Here is a 14,690-nt window from a genome sequence, read left to right as displayed (position 1 = left end):
ATAGCATGCTTAAACGAAAATGAGAAGCGTTCTCATAAAATTAATCGTCTAAAAACTTTTTTTGTTCCAGTTCATGACGTTTTCGGATGATTTCCTTCCAATCGAATTGCCCTTGTTCGAGTCCATTGATTAAAATTTCAGCTGTCCCGACATTCGTTGCGAGCGGCAGATCGTACACATCGCATAATCGAATGAGTGCCGAGACATCCGGTTCATGCGGTTGCGCCGTCAGCGGATCGCGTAAAAAAATCACGATATCAATCTTTCCTTGCGCCACGAGTGCTCCGATTTCCTGATCACCGCCAAGTGGACCTGATTTACAGCGATGGACATGCAAATCTGTCGCCTCCATGATTCGTTGCCCAGTCGTTCCTGTCGCATACAATGTATTTTTCTTGAAAAACTCTGCGTAAGCTCGAGTAAAGCCCATCATCTCGTCTTTTTTTTCATCATGCGCGATCAAAGCGATATTCATCTGTATCCCCTCCTTCTTGTCTATGCACAGAAAAAGAACTTCAGAAACCTGAAGTTCTTAAGCCACTTATGAATTCGTCGGTTGTTTCTTCAACACGGTCCGTAAAATTTTACCGGTCGTATTACGAGGCAATTGTTCGATGAATTCAATCTGTGTCGGACATTTATATTTGGCAAGTGATGTCGCACAGAACGTCTGTGCTTCCTCTTCCGTCATGGGCTCTCGGGCGACGACGAACGCTTTAACAGCCTCTCCCATCTCCTCATCTGGTATGCCGATGACCGCTGCTTCAATGACGTTCGGATGCTGGTAGAGCACTTCTTCGACTTCGCGTGGGTAGACGTTATAACCACCAACGATGATCATGTCTTTTTTCCGATCTACGATATAAAAATAGCCATCCTCATCTCGACGTGCTAGATCACCCGTATACAACCAGCCATCTCTTAACGTCGCTTGTGACTCTTCTGGCATCTTATAATAGCCCGTCATGACGTTCGGACCACGAACGATCAATTCTCCGACCTGACCATCTGGTAATTCTTGTCCGAGTTCATCGACGACTTTATTTTCGACATCAACGATCGATGTCCCAATCGAGCCTGGCTTCTGGACACCATTGACCGGGTTAAAACAAGTAACAGGTGACGCCTCTGACAGACCGTACCCTTCAAGGATATGACACTGGAACGTCCGGTCGAATGCTTCAAGAAGCGGCACCGGAAGACTTGCTCCCCCTGAGACGAACAAACGCGTCGACTCAAAATAAGTCGCATATTCCGGATGTGCTTTCACAGTTTGCAGTAAGAAATTATACATCGTCGGAACACCTGCAAAGATTGTGACCTGTTCTTTTTTCGCTAACTCGAATGTCTCTTGTGGCGAGAAACGTGACGCAATGATGATTGATGCCCCATGTGCGAGTGAAGCATTAACGACGACCGTCAAACAAAAGACATGAAACATCGGTAACACAGCAAGTGTCCGGTCGCTACTCGATACATGTAGATAATCGCCGATCGAGCGCGCATTTGATGTCAGATTTCGATGCGATAACATCGCGCCTTTTGGTTTTCCTGTCGTCCCACTCGTATAGAGAATGACAGCGATATCGTCCAGTTCATTTGTTACTTCAGTCAATGGATGCTCGATTTCGAGCCAGCGATCAAGTGTAATGAATGTCACTTGTTGATGCGTCTCGTTTGGTCCTTCCTGACCCGCGTAAGGAACAGATACGACGATCTTGAGGTTTGGTAAATGGACAAGACGATCTTTTGCTGCTTCGACGAGCGGCGCAATTCCTAAAATCCCTTTCACATCACCGTTCATCAGGATATACCCGATTTCATCTGGCGTGTATGTAGGGTTAATCGGAATCGCAATAGCTCCTTGTTTCATGATGGCATAGTACGCGACTAGGAAGGATGGACTGTTTCCTAAGATAAGCGCAACATGATCACCCTTTCGAATTCCGTTCGCTTCGAGCGCGCCGGCTGCCCGGTGAAACTTCTCGACGAACTCACGATAGCTGACTTGCGTGTCCTCAAACACATACGCCGTTGAGTCCGGATGCGTCCGAGCTGTTTCCTCAACGGATTGAATCAATCCAAGCATGAGCAAAATTCCCCTTTCGAATGAATGACTATTCATTTTTTACGTAAAAAAAATCCATACGTAGTCAAAAGCGACCGTATGGATAGTGTAACACTTTTTGGAAACGTTTTCACCGAGTTTCTTTTTAACCGTTAACGATGACACCGCCATTTAAATGAAGGACCTGTCCTGTCATGTAACTCGAATCATTACAGGCGAGGAACACGTAAGCAGATGCCATCTCAGCCGGCTGACCTGGACGATCCATTGGCGTGTTTTTTCCGAATGTCTTGACTGATTCATCCGGGAACGTCTCCGTGATGAGCGGTGTCCAGATTGGACCTGGCGCGACGGCGTTGACACGAATGCCCTCTTTTGCCAGATTCATTGAAAGACTCCGCGTGAAGCTGACGATTGCTCCTTTAGTAGCAGAGTAGTCGATCAATAATGCGTTCCCCTCGTATGCTGTCGAAGAAGTCGTATTGATGATAGCAGAGCCAAGTGAAAGGTGCGGTAAAGCAGCACGCGCAAGACGCATCATTCCGAAGATATTCGTTTTAAATGTCTTCTCCATCGACTCATCCGTGATGTCCTTCAGACTATCTTCTGGTTTTTGCATACTCGCATTGTTGACGACGATATCTAAGCGACCAAAACGGTCGATCGTTTTTTGAACAAGTGTTTCACAGTAGTCTGCGTCCCCAATATCTCCTTTAGAAAGTAGGACTTCGCCTCCCAATTCTTCAAGACGCGCCTTCGTTTCTTCCGCCCCCTCTTGATCGCCATAAAAGGCAATCACGACTTTTGCCCCTTCTCGGACATAAGCAATTGAGACAGCGCGTCCAATCCCAGAGTTACCTCCTGTGACGATTGCGACCTTGCCTTCTAGTTTTCCCGCTGCTTTATAATCATCACGTTCATAATATGGTAACGGCTGCTCGTCCTCAGTCTTTGGTAACTCTTCAGAAATGCGTTCAAAATTAATAAAGTCCGTCAAAGAACCTTCTAAAAAGTTATCTTTATTGTAGCCCATGAAAAAAACTCCCCCTATGCAGTTGATAGAAGGAGTTTTCCCATAAAGACTTATGCTAAAACGTCTAGGACCTCGTCGAGTTCGACAGCTCCAAAATATTTTTTCAATTCATAACGACCCAGAACTTCACGAAGTGACGCGCGATCATAACGTGAACCTTCTAGCGCCCGTGCGATTTCTTCCGCGTCTTCGACCCCGAAGAAGTCGCCATAAATCTTTGCATCTTCGATGATGCCTTTTTTGACGTTCAATCGGAAGTCAATCGTCCCGATCGGGAAACGCTTCTTATGGATGACGTCGAATTTCGGGGATTTCCCGAAGTTCCAGTCCCAGTTGCCATAACGTTCTGCTGAAATGGCGCGTACTTTATCCCAGTCTTCCTCTGTCAAGATGTACCGTTCAATCTCTTTCCCTTCATAGATCGAGGCAAGAAGATGGTCGACGAATTGTTCCATCGTCAACGGTTCTGTTAGAAATTCCGAGATATTCGCGACGCGGCTCCGAACTGATTTAATGCCTTTTGAGCGCATTTTTTCTTCGCTAACGACAAGCGCATTGACGACTTCTTCGATGTTTGAATCGAGCATTAATGTACCATGGCTAAACATCCGTCCTTTTGTCGTGAACTGAGCGTTACCACTGATTTTTCGGCTTCCGACATGGATATCATTGCGACCAGAAAGCTCTGCTTCGACACCGAGCTTATGCAATGCTTGTACAACCGGTTCCGTGAATTTTTTGTAGTTGTTGAAAGAATCGCCATCATCTTTCGTCAAGAAACTGAAGTTCAAGTTTCCTTCGTCATGATAAACAGCACCACCGCCGGAAAGACGACGGACGACGTGGATGCCGTTTTCTTCGACATACTTCAAATTGACTTCTTCATTCGTGTTTTGATTTTTTCCGACAATGATGGACGGACCATTAATATAAAACAAGAAATAGTCTTCTTCATTGACGTTCAAGTTGTTCAAGATGAATTCTTCGACAGCGAGATTGATTCGCGCATCGCGAATCTCAGGATGGAAGATGAATTTCATTGGGGATTCGTGCTCCTTTTATAATGGAATCAAAATACGATCAGTTACAGCCGTCAACACCACAAGCATCGCCTTCCGCGATGATTTCAAGTGTTTGTTCTTGACGCATCTTCGCGAAAACTTGTTCAAATGCTTCGACTGGTTGGGCACCAGAAATGGCATATTTCCGGTCAAAGACGAAGAATGGAACACCGCGGACGCCCAGTTGTTGCGCCATTGCTTCTTCTTCCCGAACATCTGTCGCTAGTTCTTGTGACGCGAGAAATGCTTTGACGTCTGCTTCAGCAAGTCCTGCTTCTACTGCGATTCGTGTCAGAATGGTTGGGTCATTCAAGTCTTCTCCATTCATGAAATAAGCTGTGAACAAGGCTTCTGATACTTCATTCATCTTACCATGTTTCTTAGCGAATTGAGTCAGACGATGAGCCTCGAATGTATTGGCTGGGATGACTTGATCCATCTCGTAATGTAATCCTTCTTCGCGTGCCGTATCAACGACACCTTGCGACATATTTCGTGCTTGCTCGAGAGTCGTTCCATATTTAGAAGCAAGAATTTCATACAATCCTTGCGTCGGCACTGCCGGCGCATTTGGATCAAGTTCAAAACTCTTGAATTCGACCTCGACATCTAGCTTTTCGTTCACAATCGCTTGTTCTAAGCGACGCTTCCCAATATAACAAAACGGACACGCGTAATCAGACCATACTTCTACTTTCATCAGTGTTCTCTCCTTTTTGTGCAGTATCATACATTAAGCATAGTCGCCTCTAAGCAGAGTTGCAATCTTTCCGCCCAAGTCACTCTTAATCCATACAAAAAGAGCCAAGATCGTTTTGATCTTGGCTCTTTAACTACTTATCGTTTATTCTGTAACGATTGCATGTGCTGCATCTTCGATTTCGATATCGAGTTCTTTCGTGTAAGCAGCCGTTTGATCTGCTGTCCAGTTTAGAACAGATTTCATCTCTTCGATGACCGCGTCTTTATGAGCACGAGCCCATGCGATGTCAAAGAAGACGGCACCTGTACGACGAATGAAGAAGTCAATCGGACGAGCGACCATTTCATGTTCGATACCATAATGAAGTTGAACGTAAACCGAACGTGGAAGAGCTGTCGTAGCTGCATCGTATGCTGCTGCATATTCAAGCACTTTCGGTAGGTTCGAACCGTAGCGTTTCGCTAAGAATTGAACTTCTTCTGTCGATAAACCATTTGAAGCCGTTTGAGCTTTTAGGAATTCAGCAAATCCTTTTGCTCCACCGACGTGTCCACCAGACATTGGCATGTTTTTCGTCGAGCAACGTGCATATGCGACGTTGTCTTCTTTTTTCAAGAGTTTTGCGACGAGATCAACGACATGTTCGCCCATTTTACGGTATCCTGTCAATTTCCCACCAGCAATCGTGATGAGACCTGACTCAGATTGCCATACTTCGTCTTTACGCGAAATTTCAGAAGGATCTTTTCCTTGTTCATAGATCAACGGACGTACACCAGCCCAGCTTGATTCCACGTCTTCCGCTGTTACTTTGACGTCTGGGAACATATAGTGAATCGCATCTAAGACGTAGTCTTGGTCTTCGACTGTGAACTTCGGATGTGCTGTATCTTTATCGAAGAACGTATCTGTTGTACCGACGTATGCTTTTCCATCACGTGGAATCGCAAAGATCATCCGACCGTCCGGTGTATCAAAGTAGACTGCTTGTTTGAGTGGGAATTTCGATTGGTCGATAACAACGTGGACACCTTTTGTCAGGCGAAGTTGTTTTCCGACTTTTGATCCATCTTTTTCACGTAATTCATCGACCCATGGACCTGTCGCATTGACGACTTTTTTCGCACGGATTTCATGTACGTCACCAGTTAAAAGATCTGTTACACGCATCCCAACGACTTTTCCAGCATCGTAAATGAGTTCTTCTGCTTTTGTATAGTTGACGACGCGTGCGCCGTGCTCGACCGCTTCTTTCATGACTTCAATCGTAAGACGAGCGTCATCTGTACGGTACTCGACGTAGTAACCGCCACCTTTAAGACCTTGTTGTTTAACGAGTGGTTCTTTTGCTAATGTTTCTTTCGCAGATAACATCGAACGCCACTCGGAACGTTTAACACCTGCTAAGAAGTCATAAACACGAAGACCAATTGACGTACTGAACGGTCCGAACGTACCGCCTTTATGCATCGGAAGTAACATCCACTCTGGTGTCGTGACGTGTGGTCCGTTTTCGTAAACGATCGCGCGTTCTTTACCGACTTCAGCGACCATTTGAATTTCGAATTGTTTTAAATAACGTAGACCACCATGGACTAATTTCGTTGAACGACTAGACGTACCGGACGCGAAATCCTGCATTTCGACGAGGCCAATCTTCATACCGCGTGACGCTGCATCGAGTGCGATCCCCGCACCTGTGATCCCGCCACCTACGACGAGTAGATCGAGTTCTTCACGTGTTAATCGATTGTAGACATCTGCGCGGTTTTTGCTTGAAAATGGTTGGTTAGCCATGAATAGTTCCTCCTGTTTAGGTTCGAAAAAAAAGAGACCACAACAAACACGCTGACTATGTCAACTGCTGCTGTGGTCTCTCCATATTCTCCGACCGATTTATTAACTTGACCTTACTATAACATAGATCACATCATTTGAACAACATCGTAGCTTGAACAGCTTTTTTCCATCCACCGTAGAGTGCATCCGTCTCTTCTTTTGCCATGCTTGGCTCAAAACGACGTTCTTTTTTCCATTGGGTAGCAATCTGTTCACGGTTCTCAAAGAATCCGACAGCAAGACCTGCGAGGTATGCTGCACCTAACGCTGTTGTTTCATTGATTTCCGGACGTTCAACCGGTGCTTGAATGATGTCACCTTGGAACTGCATCAAGAAGTTATTCTTCACCGCTCCACCGTCAACACGAAGTGTCTTCATCTCGATTCCTGAATCTTGCTCCATTGCCGATAGGACATCACGCGTTTGGTAAGCAAGTGATTCAAGTGTTGCACGGATGAAGTGTTCTTTTTCCGTCCCACGTGTTAAACCAAAGACCGCTCCACGGACGTCAGAATCCCAGTATGGTGTTCCAAGACCCACGAAAGCAGGTACGACGTAAACGCCGTCTGATGACGTGACACGTGTCGCATATCCTTCTGATTCTTTAGCATCATCAATGAGACGTAATCCGTCACGTAACCATTGAATCGCAGAACCTGCGACAAAAATACTTCCTTCTAAAGCATATTCGACTTTTCCGTCGACACCCCACGCAATTGTCGTGAGCAATCCATGGTCTGATTTCACGGCCTCTTCACCTGTATTCATCAACATGAAGCAACCTGTACCGTACGTGTTCTTCGCCATTCCTTTGTCGAAACACGCTTGACCAAATAATGCGGCTTGCTGATCGCCTGCTGCTCCTGCAATCGGAACCGCCTCACCAAAGAAATGATATCCTGCTGTTTCAGCATAGACTTCTGAAGAAGGACGAACCTCTGGAAGCATTGCTTTAGGGACATCTAAGATTTCAAGTAATTCATCATCCCATTTTAATTCGTGGATGTTATACATTAACGTACGACTTGCATTCGAATAGTCGGTCACATGTGCTTTTCCGCCGGATAATTTCCAGATGAGCCACGTATCGATTGTACCGAACAAGAGTTCACCACGTTCAGCACGTTCCCGTGCTCCTTCGACATGATCCAAAATCCATTTGACTTTCGTACCAGAGAAATAAGCGTCAATCAATAGACCTGTCTTCTCACGGAAGAGCTCGGCATGACCGGCTGCTCGAAGGGCTTCACAAATTTCAGCCGTTTGTCTCGATTGCCACACGACTGCGTTGTGAATCGGTTTCCCTGTTTCCTTTTCCCAGACAACGGCCGTTTCACGTTGATTCGTGATCCCGATACCGGCAATCTGTGACGGTTTTACGTTCGCTTCCGTCAGACAAGTCGCCACGACCGCAAGGACACTTCCCCAAATCTCGTTTGCGTTGTGTTCGACCCAACCTGGTTTCGGAAAATACTGTGTGAATTCCTGTTGCGCTGAATGTACGATCTCACCGGCACGGTTAAACAGGATCGCACGTGTACTCGTCGTACCTTGATCCAATGACAAAATGTAGTTCTCCATCTCTTCCCCATCCTTTTGTATCTAAATAAGTTAAGCTGACTTTGACTCCACTGACGTTGTTTTGTTCGGACGAACACCGAATCTATAGCATAAGCCTAATATGATGATTGTCACAAGTCCTACAATCCAAAAAGCTGGTGTGTCTTTTCCTGTGAAGACCGAACGATAAAACAATCCACCAAGACTTCCACCAAGAACTGGTCCGAGAACCGGAATCCAAGAGTAAGCCCAGTTTGAGGATCCTTTACCATGAATCGGTAAGATGAAGTGGGCGATACGTGGACCAAGGTCCCGCGCTGGATTCATCGCATATCCTGTCGTTCCTCCAAACGACATACCGAGACTGACGATCAAAAAACCGACAATCAAAGGATTTAGACCATCTGAGAACTTATTCGCTCCGATCGATAACAACCCAATGACAAGTAAGAACGTCGCAATCATTTCACTCATTAGATTGGCGAATGTATGTGGAATCGCTGGTGACGTCGCAAAAACACCAAGCTTTGTTCCTGGATCTTTCGTCTCTGCCCAGTGTGGTAAGTAATGGACGAAAACAAGACTCGCACCAAGTATCCCACCCGCAATTTGAGCGACGATATAGCCCGGTACATCTGCCCATGCAAATGAACCGTCAAAGGCTAAGCCAAGCGTCACTGCAGGGTTAAGATGAGCGCCACTAAACTGACCAACGGCATATGCTGCAATCGCTACGGCAAAGCCCCAGGCAAATGTAATGACAATCCAGCCTGCGTCCTTCGCAAACGATTTCGTTAAACTAACGCCTGCACCAACACCATTTCCAAGTGCGACAAGTAAGGCTGTGCCTAAAAATTCCGCTAATATGGGTGACATATGTGTTCCTCCTTTTAATTATGTGAAAAAAGCAACATAAAAAGAAGATCCACGTCAGCTCATACTTGAAGTTGCTTCAAGCAGAACTCACACGTGAATCTCCCTTTTCTCCGTCACTTTGTATCAACTTGATATCACTATAACAATCAGTGAAAACGCTGTCAAACATTCCGAATGATTTTCATCACATTCCGATTAAGAACGTGGTTCAAAATGACGCCATAAATCCTTATTTGAGGTCGTAATACTTGAAGCACCGGCTTCAATCGCTTGTTCGACTTCTTCGACCGTATCGATGAGCCCACCCGCAAATACGAGGCGTCCCGTCTTTTCTTTCACTTCTTGAATGTACTTTGGCATTAGTCCTGGAAGCACTTCGATGTAATCAGGTTGTGTTCGTTCCATGAGTTGATAACTTTTTTCAAGCGAACTGGAGTCAAGTAAAAACATGCGTTGCATCGTCTTGACCTTTTTTTGACGTGCTTTTAAGATGACGCTCGCCTTCGTTGATATGACGCCATACGGCTTCAACTCCTGGCAGACATACTCGGTTGCATACTCATCATTTTTTAACCCTTGAACAAGATCCATATGCAAAAACATTTTCTTGTCGTAACGATGTGCCATTTCATAAACTGCTTTCAGACGCGAGACATGCATTTCGAGTAAGACCCCATATTCATACGGACTCTTAAGCATCTTTTCGAAGTCTTCTAATTTTCTAACGGAAGGCAGGATCTTCTGTCCAAAATATGTCATACGTTCTCCCCCTGATTCGTAATGTGTCCTAAGTATGTCGTGAAACCTAAGGATTAGGCAATGCTCTTTTCATGAAAATAAGTGAAAAGAGCGCTACGATTAGGGTATAGCTTAACGAAACGATTTATTATCAGGAGGTGAACGCGCAGTCCTACCGTCTGTGCACGTCAATGAGTCAGCAAAAACGGATCATCATTTATTTATTCTCAATTCTAATCAATGCCTTAGGTAACAGCTTCATGGTGACCGCCTCGATCGGAAGTGCACCTTGGACTTCCGCAAGCGAAGCCGTCGCCGCCATTTCACCGTTAACCGTCGGACTAGCGATTATTGTCTTACATGTGCTCGCCTTGATTGCGGCACTTTCTCTTGGGAGCCGCTTCAGTTGGTGGACGATCGTCCTCAGTTTTGCACTCGTCGTCCTCTTTGGTGCCGCGATTGATTTCTTCTTATCGATCCATCAATTGATCTACACACCCCAAGGACTTTGGATGCGTGCTTTGTACATGTTGATTGGTATGCCATTAATTTCACTTGGACTCGCACTCTATCTCCAAATCGGATTTGTATTAATGCCACCGGATTACTTGATGAAGTCACTCATTAGTCGATTTAAAAGTACATCGCTCGGAGCAACGATTAGTCTTGGGATTCCTTTCGTAATCGCTAGTCTCTTTTCACTGATCGAACGTGAACTGATTGGAATCGGTGTCGGAACTTTTATTTTCTTATTGTTGAACGGTCCACTGATCGAATGGTTCCAACGAATCTTCCCGATTACGGCACGTCCGCCAAAACGAACCAGTTCTTAATACTGCAAAAGAGCTTCTGCTGATTGATGAATTCATCGATCAGCAGAAGCTCTTTCATTTACGTGTATGATTTTCTTTGGAAGACAAGAATCGATGCACCTAACAGGACAATGATATGTGCCAATACGAATAAAATAGAGAATGTCAAAGATGTCCCCATTGCTTCACTGATACCATAAGTCATAGAATCCTTGAAATACATCGACCAGTCTAAGTGCATGAATACGATCCACTTAGCGATTGCTGGCTTGAAGTTGATCAGTAAGTTACCAGCAATGCTCGTAAAGAACTGTGCCAGTACAGTGAAACCGATGATCATTCCAACAGAACGGAATAACAATGAGAAGAATAGCGTCATGAATATCGTAAAGATCGGACTAACGACTCCAACGATTGTGTCTCGGAACAGAATCGGATCTCCTGCCTCTGAAAACGCAAATGAGCCTGCATAGACGATTGCAGCGATGAACACGAATTGAAGTAACATGATCAAAACCGAGAAAATCAGCTTCGAAAAATAAATCGTCATTCGTGAATACGGGCTCATCAATAAATGCTTCATCGTATCATAACGCACTTCATTCCCAATGGCTTCTGCTGTAAAGACGATTGTTATGATTCCTAGTAGCGATGTCAGCAAAAGGAATGTCAGTGAATAATAGTCATAACGTGTGAACTCAAAATCATTCGTTTTTGCAACGATGATAATACCAACTGCGATAACGACATATAGCGCTAAAACGATCTTCGCTTTTTTAGTCACCCACCATTTCATCCATTCATTTTGTATGAGCGAAAGCATGTGAATCCCCCTCTTTTTTCGTTACTTGTAAGAATTGTTCTTCGAGCGTCAAGCGTTTGACCGTCAGTTCATGTAAATCAGCAATCGGTACGACGAGTCGCGCAATCGCTGGACATTCGCTTTCTGGTGCCGTGATGATGATTTGCTCATCCAGCACTTCTGACGGGTAGTTTGCGACGCGAAGCACTTCGAGAACGTCCATTGTCGCTTCCGCATTAACACGAAGAGCGATTTTCGCTCCCGTTTCATTTCGAACCGATTCGACCGACTTAATGACGCCTTGATCAATGATGGCGTAACGATCACTGATTTGTTCCATCTCGCTTAACATATGACTGGAAATTAAAATCGCGATATCCTGTTCACGCGCCATTTGTCGTAAATATTCACGGAGCTCTGCAATCCCTGACGGATCTAGACCGTTCGTTGGCTCATCTAGAATCAAGACCCGTGGATTATGTAACAAAGCACGAGCAATACCAAGCCGTTGCTTCATCCCGAGTGAATACTCTCCGACTTTCTTCGAAAGCTTTCCTTCTAGTCCAACGAGACGGGCTAGTGCGTCATAATCCACTTGATCGAGTCCTGGAATTAAATTTTTCGCATGAATCAGGTTTTGTTTTCCTGTCAAATAAGGATAAAAGGCTGGATTTTCGACGATTGCTCCGATTTGCGTCAACGCTTTCGAACGCTCTTCAACAACATCGAATCCATTAACCGTAACTTTCCCCGCATCCTGCTCGAGTAGACCCGTGATGATACGAATCGTTGTTGTCTTTCCTGCCCCGTTTGGTCCGAGGAAACCGAATACTTCACCTGGGGATACCTCAAAACTGACGTCTTTTAGAATTTGCTCTTTCCCAAGACGCTTTGAGATATTTTCAATTTTTAACATCTACTCTTCCTCCTTATTCATATTTTGTCTATGCTAGTAGTGTACGTGATTTTAACAAGAAAAGTTCCATTCCTTACAAATCTGTAATCTGATTCCAAATATAAAGCTTTAATGTTAGAAACTTTATATCAAAAAGAAAAGGAGCCTTCAGATGATTTTTTTTGAAGAAGTGACACGCGATCACTTCTCGATCATTCAATCCCTATATAAAAGCGTACCTGAATATGCATTAATGGAAGAACGTGTACTTCCGCTCTCTGATTCAATTTTACAAGAAGAGTTCCTAAATCCCGATACGGTATCACTGATCGGGTATTTTGAAGAAGAACCTGTCTTACTGGTTGATTATCTACCGAAACATCCGCAAGACGGTACGCCTTGGATTGGATTATTCTTACTTGATGCTTCTCAGCACGGTACGGGAACTAGTAGTCGTTTACTATCCGCTTTTTGTGATCAATTCCTAAGCCAGGAACCTCACATTCATCTCGCGGTCTTACCTGATAATTTTAAAGCCCAGCGTTTTTGGGAAAAACACGGTTTCCGCTACGTGCGAACGAGCATCTCAAACCGCGAGCAACAAGTAGACGTTTATGTATCTGATTCGAACGCGAACAAATGAAAACGTATGAATGGAGTATGACACAATGTCCAGACCCTCAATTCGCTTTGACATCCTGTTAGCAGGATTGATTTCCCTATTATTTTTCAGCATGACACTCTTGTTGACCTTCTTTATTAGTCAACATGCGACAAGCCGGCTTCGATCAGAAGTTGGGATGAATCTGTCAACGACCGCTCACCAGCTATCCGATAAGCTCGATCATTACATGTGGTCACGCTATGCGGAAGTGAAATTGCTCGGCTCCTTGTCAACCATTCAAAAAGAAAATCAAACAACAGAAACGCGCCAAACACTCGAAGAATTACAACGGCAGATCCCTGACTTTTCTTGGATCGGTCGCTTAGATGTCGAGGGTAAGGTCATTGCCTCAACGAATCAGATTCTTGAAGGAACGTCAATTAAAGAACGACCTGTCTTTCAAAAAGCCTTATCACAGCCATTCATTGGTGATGTCCATGAAGCCGTCCTATTAGCGAAATTATTACCAAACCCAAGTGGTGAACCGCTACAATTCGTTGATATCAGTACGCCATTATATGATAAAGGACGATTTTCCGGTGTCCTCGCGACTCATCTCAGCTTCGAATGGGCAAAAGCAATCGAACAAAGTTTTCAGAGTGCTACGTCCTCTCTTCAACAAGTAGATGTCTTCATCATTAGTCAAGACCGAAAAACGATTTTGCTTGGACCGAACGGATGGAGCGGTCAGACATTGCCCGGTAATGTCACACTTTCTGAGAACGCTTCTATGACCGCCTCCTGGAAAGGAAAAGAATTCGTATCAGGTCAAAGTACAAGCAGTGGCTATAAAGAGTATGATGGACTCGGTTGGACGGTTCTCGTGCGTCAACCGACTTCAGTTGCATTCGCTGATGCTGATGCCTTACGTCAAACGATTTTCATCGCTGGATTGATTGCTTCTCTCATTACAGCGGTACTCGGCTGGATGTTAGCAAGACTATTAACACGACCGCTACTAAAAATCACCCACGCGGCACAACAAATGCAGGATGATCCCTCAAAATCACTTCCGAACCATCGCGGAATTAGAGAAATTGAGACCCTAACGGACGCCTTACAACAACTGATTCACCGGTTACTGCATACAGAACAAGAGAAATTAACGTTCGAACGATTGTCGCAACGCGATAGCCTAACTGGTCTTGCGAACCGAAATGGTCTTGCGCAATACATCGAGCAATTGCCTACGGATACGCATTCTATCTACCTCTGTCTGGATTTAGATGGTTTTAAATCAGTTAACGATACATATGGTCACGCCCTTGGTGATCTTCTCCTGATTGAAGTCAGTCAACGGCTAGAACAGTTGCTTCCGCCTGGTGGCTTCGTGGCTCGTCTTGGTGGTGATGAGTTCATCATCGTCTTAACGACACAATCGTTAGTAGAAGCACAATACTTAGGTGAGCAGTGGATTGCTCATGTCTCGATGCCGTATCATTTAGAAGAACAGACCGTAAACATCGGAATGAGTATCGGACTCGCTGAACAAGTGACAGGAGAATCCCTCGAACAGGTCATGCATCGGGCTGATTTAGCACTCTATCGTTCGAAGCAAAACGGCAGAGGATGTATGTCGGTTCATTGACCATTCCGGACGGAGGATTGACAAGCGTTGCTCTCCTCCGTAAGGTGAAC

14 protein-coding genes are annotated in these 14,690 nt (G+C 44.9%); 3 read left to right on the top strand and 11 right to left on the bottom strand.

Annotated features, from left to right (window positions below; all coding sequences use genetic code 11):
- Positions 1-40 precede the first annotated feature (40 nt).
- From mgsA to ADM98_RS05835, 9 genes are all read right to left on the bottom strand, one after another.
- Positions 41-475 (bottom strand): methylglyoxal synthase, encoded by a 435-nt coding sequence (gene mgsA / locus ADM98_RS05875; protein ID WP_053452667.1) that lies wholly within the window; start codon positions 473-475, stop codon positions 41-43.
- A 66-nt stretch (positions 476-541) separates the two neighbouring features.
- Entirely contained in the window at positions 542-2,089 is a 1,548-nt protein-coding gene (locus ADM98_RS05870; protein WP_053452666.1) for a fatty acid--CoA ligase family protein, read from the bottom strand.
- Positions 2,090-2,213: 124 nt separating this feature from the next.
- Entirely contained in the window at positions 2,214-3,101 is an 888-nt protein-coding gene (locus tag ADM98_RS05865; protein ID WP_053452665.1) for a glucose 1-dehydrogenase, read from the bottom strand.
- 50 nt (positions 3,102-3,151) lie between these two features.
- Entirely contained in the window at positions 3,152-4,141 is a 990-nt protein-coding gene (locus ADM98_RS05860; RefSeq protein ID WP_053452664.1) for a lipoate--protein ligase, read from the bottom strand.
- A 40-nt stretch (positions 4,142-4,181) separates the two neighbouring features.
- Positions 4,182-4,862 (bottom strand): DsbA family oxidoreductase, encoded by a 681-nt coding sequence (locus tag ADM98_RS05855; protein ID WP_053452663.1) that lies wholly within the window; start codon positions 4,860-4,862, stop codon positions 4,182-4,184.
- A gap of 144 nt (positions 4,863-5,006) precedes the next feature.
- Positions 5,007-6,662 carry a glycerol-3-phosphate dehydrogenase/oxidase gene (locus ADM98_RS05850; RefSeq protein ID WP_053452662.1) on the bottom strand — a complete coding sequence of 552 codons (1,656 nt, stop codon included), beginning with the start codon at positions 6,660-6,662 and terminating at the stop codon, positions 5,007-5,009.
- A 133-nt stretch (positions 6,663-6,795) separates the two neighbouring features.
- Positions 6,796-8,286: a glycerol kinase GlpK gene (gene glpK, locus ADM98_RS05845; RefSeq protein ID WP_053452661.1), complete on the bottom strand. Its 1,491-nt coding sequence runs from the start codon at positions 8,284-8,286 to the stop codon at positions 6,796-6,798.
- Positions 8,287-8,316: 30 nt separating this feature from the next.
- Positions 8,317-9,141 carry an MIP/aquaporin family protein gene (locus ADM98_RS05840; RefSeq protein WP_053452660.1) on the bottom strand — a complete coding sequence of 275 codons (825 nt, stop codon included), beginning with the start codon at positions 9,139-9,141 and terminating at the stop codon, positions 8,317-8,319.
- Positions 9,142-9,336: 195 nt separating this feature from the next.
- On the bottom strand, positions 9,337-9,900 hold the full coding sequence (locus tag ADM98_RS05835; protein WP_023467370.1) for a glycerol-3-phosphate responsive antiterminator: 564 nt from the start codon (positions 9,898-9,900) through the stop codon (positions 9,337-9,339).
- Positions 9,901-10,070: 170 nt separating this feature from the next.
- Here ADM98_RS05835 and ADM98_RS05830 point away from each other — a divergent pair, with 170 nt between their 5' ends.
- Positions 10,071-10,712 (top strand): YczE/YyaS/YitT family protein, encoded by a 642-nt coding sequence (locus ADM98_RS05830; protein WP_053452659.1) that lies wholly within the window; start codon positions 10,071-10,073, stop codon positions 10,710-10,712.
- A gap of 58 nt (positions 10,713-10,770) precedes the next feature.
- Here the strand turns inward: ADM98_RS05830 and ADM98_RS05825 are convergent, their stop codons facing one another.
- Both ADM98_RS05825 and ADM98_RS05820 read right to left on the bottom strand, forming a co-directional pair.
- The gene (locus ADM98_RS05825) at positions 10,771-11,514 is read right to left on the bottom strand and encodes an ABC transporter permease (protein WP_053452658.1); all 744 of its coding nucleotides are present in this window, start codon (positions 11,512-11,514) and stop codon (positions 10,771-10,773) included.
- The gene (locus ADM98_RS05820; protein WP_053452657.1) at positions 11,492-12,409 is read right to left on the bottom strand and encodes an ABC transporter ATP-binding protein; all 918 of its coding nucleotides are present in this window, start codon (positions 12,407-12,409) and stop codon (positions 11,492-11,494) included. Before ADM98_RS05820 ends, ADM98_RS05825 begins: the two co-directional genes overlap by 23 nt.
- Positions 12,410-12,560: 151 nt before the next feature.
- Here ADM98_RS05820 and ADM98_RS05815 point away from each other — a divergent pair, with 151 nt between their 5' ends.
- Complete coding sequence (locus tag ADM98_RS05815; RefSeq protein ID WP_053452656.1) at positions 12,561-13,031, top strand: GNAT family N-acetyltransferase; 471 nt, start codon at positions 12,561-12,563, stop codon at positions 13,029-13,031.
- Positions 13,032-13,056: 25 nt separating this feature from the next.
- Positions 13,057-14,640, top strand: a complete 1,584-nt coding sequence (locus ADM98_RS05810) for a diguanylate cyclase domain-containing protein (RefSeq protein ID WP_053452655.1) — start codon at positions 13,057-13,059, stop codon at positions 14,638-14,640.
- Positions 14,641-14,690 lie beyond the last annotated feature (50 nt).

The sequence above is a fragment of the Exiguobacterium sp. BMC-KP genome, assembly GCF_001275385.1.
Classification (GTDB): Bacteria; Bacillota; Bacilli; order Exiguobacteriales; family Exiguobacteriaceae; genus Exiguobacterium_A.
The sequence above is the reverse complement of the archived record's forward strand: the minus strand, read 5'-3'. Positions and strand labels throughout refer to the sequence as shown.

What these genes read in the sequence shown, in the direction of transcription:
- mgsA (WP_053452667.1), bottom strand. Translation starts at nt 475, where the DNA reads ATGAATATCGCTTTGATCGCGCATGATGAAAAAAAAGACGAGATGATG.
- ADM98_RS05870 (WP_053452666.1), bottom strand. Translation starts at nt 2,089, where the DNA reads ATGCTTGGATTGATTCAATCCGTTGAGGAAACAGCTCGGACGCATCCG.
- ADM98_RS05865 (WP_053452665.1), bottom strand. Translation starts at nt 3,101, where the DNA reads ATGGGCTACAATAAAGATAACTTTTTAGAAGGTTCTTTGACGGACTTT.
- ADM98_RS05860 (WP_053452664.1), bottom strand. Translation starts at nt 4,141, where the DNA reads ATGAAATTCATCTTCCATCCTGAGATTCGCGATGCGCGAATCAATCTC.
- ADM98_RS05855 (WP_053452663.1), bottom strand. Translation starts at nt 4,862, where the DNA reads ATGAAAGTAGAAGTATGGTCTGATTACGCGTGTCCGTTTTGTTATATT.
- ADM98_RS05850 (WP_053452662.1), bottom strand. Translation starts at nt 6,662, where the DNA reads ATGGCTAACCAACCATTTTCAAGCAAAAACCGCGCAGATGTCTACAAT.
- glpK (WP_053452661.1), bottom strand. Translation starts at nt 8,286, where the DNA reads ATGGAGAACTACATTTTGTCATTGGATCAAGGTACGACGAGTACACGT.
- ADM98_RS05840 (WP_053452660.1), bottom strand. Translation starts at nt 9,141, where the DNA reads ATGTCACCCATATTAGCGGAATTTTTAGGCACAGCCTTACTTGTCGCA.
- ADM98_RS05835 (WP_023467370.1), bottom strand. Translation starts at nt 9,900, where the DNA reads ATGACATATTTTGGACAGAAGATCCTGCCTTCCGTTAGAAAATTAGAA.
- ADM98_RS05830 (WP_053452659.1), top strand. Translation starts at nt 10,071, where the DNA reads ATGAGTCAGCAAAAACGGATCATCATTTATTTATTCTCAATTCTAATC.
- ADM98_RS05825 (WP_053452658.1), bottom strand. Translation starts at nt 11,514, where the DNA reads ATGCTTTCGCTCATACAAAATGAATGGATGAAATGGTGGGTGACTAAA.
- ADM98_RS05820 (WP_053452657.1), bottom strand. Translation starts at nt 12,409, where the DNA reads ATGTTAAAAATTGAAAATATCTCAAAGCGTCTTGGGAAAGAGCAAATT.
- ADM98_RS05815 (WP_053452656.1), top strand. Translation starts at nt 12,561, where the DNA reads ATGATTTTTTTTGAAGAAGTGACACGCGATCACTTCTCGATCATTCAA.
- ADM98_RS05810 (WP_053452655.1), top strand. Translation starts at nt 13,057, where the DNA reads ATGTCCAGACCCTCAATTCGCTTTGACATCCTGTTAGCAGGATTGATT.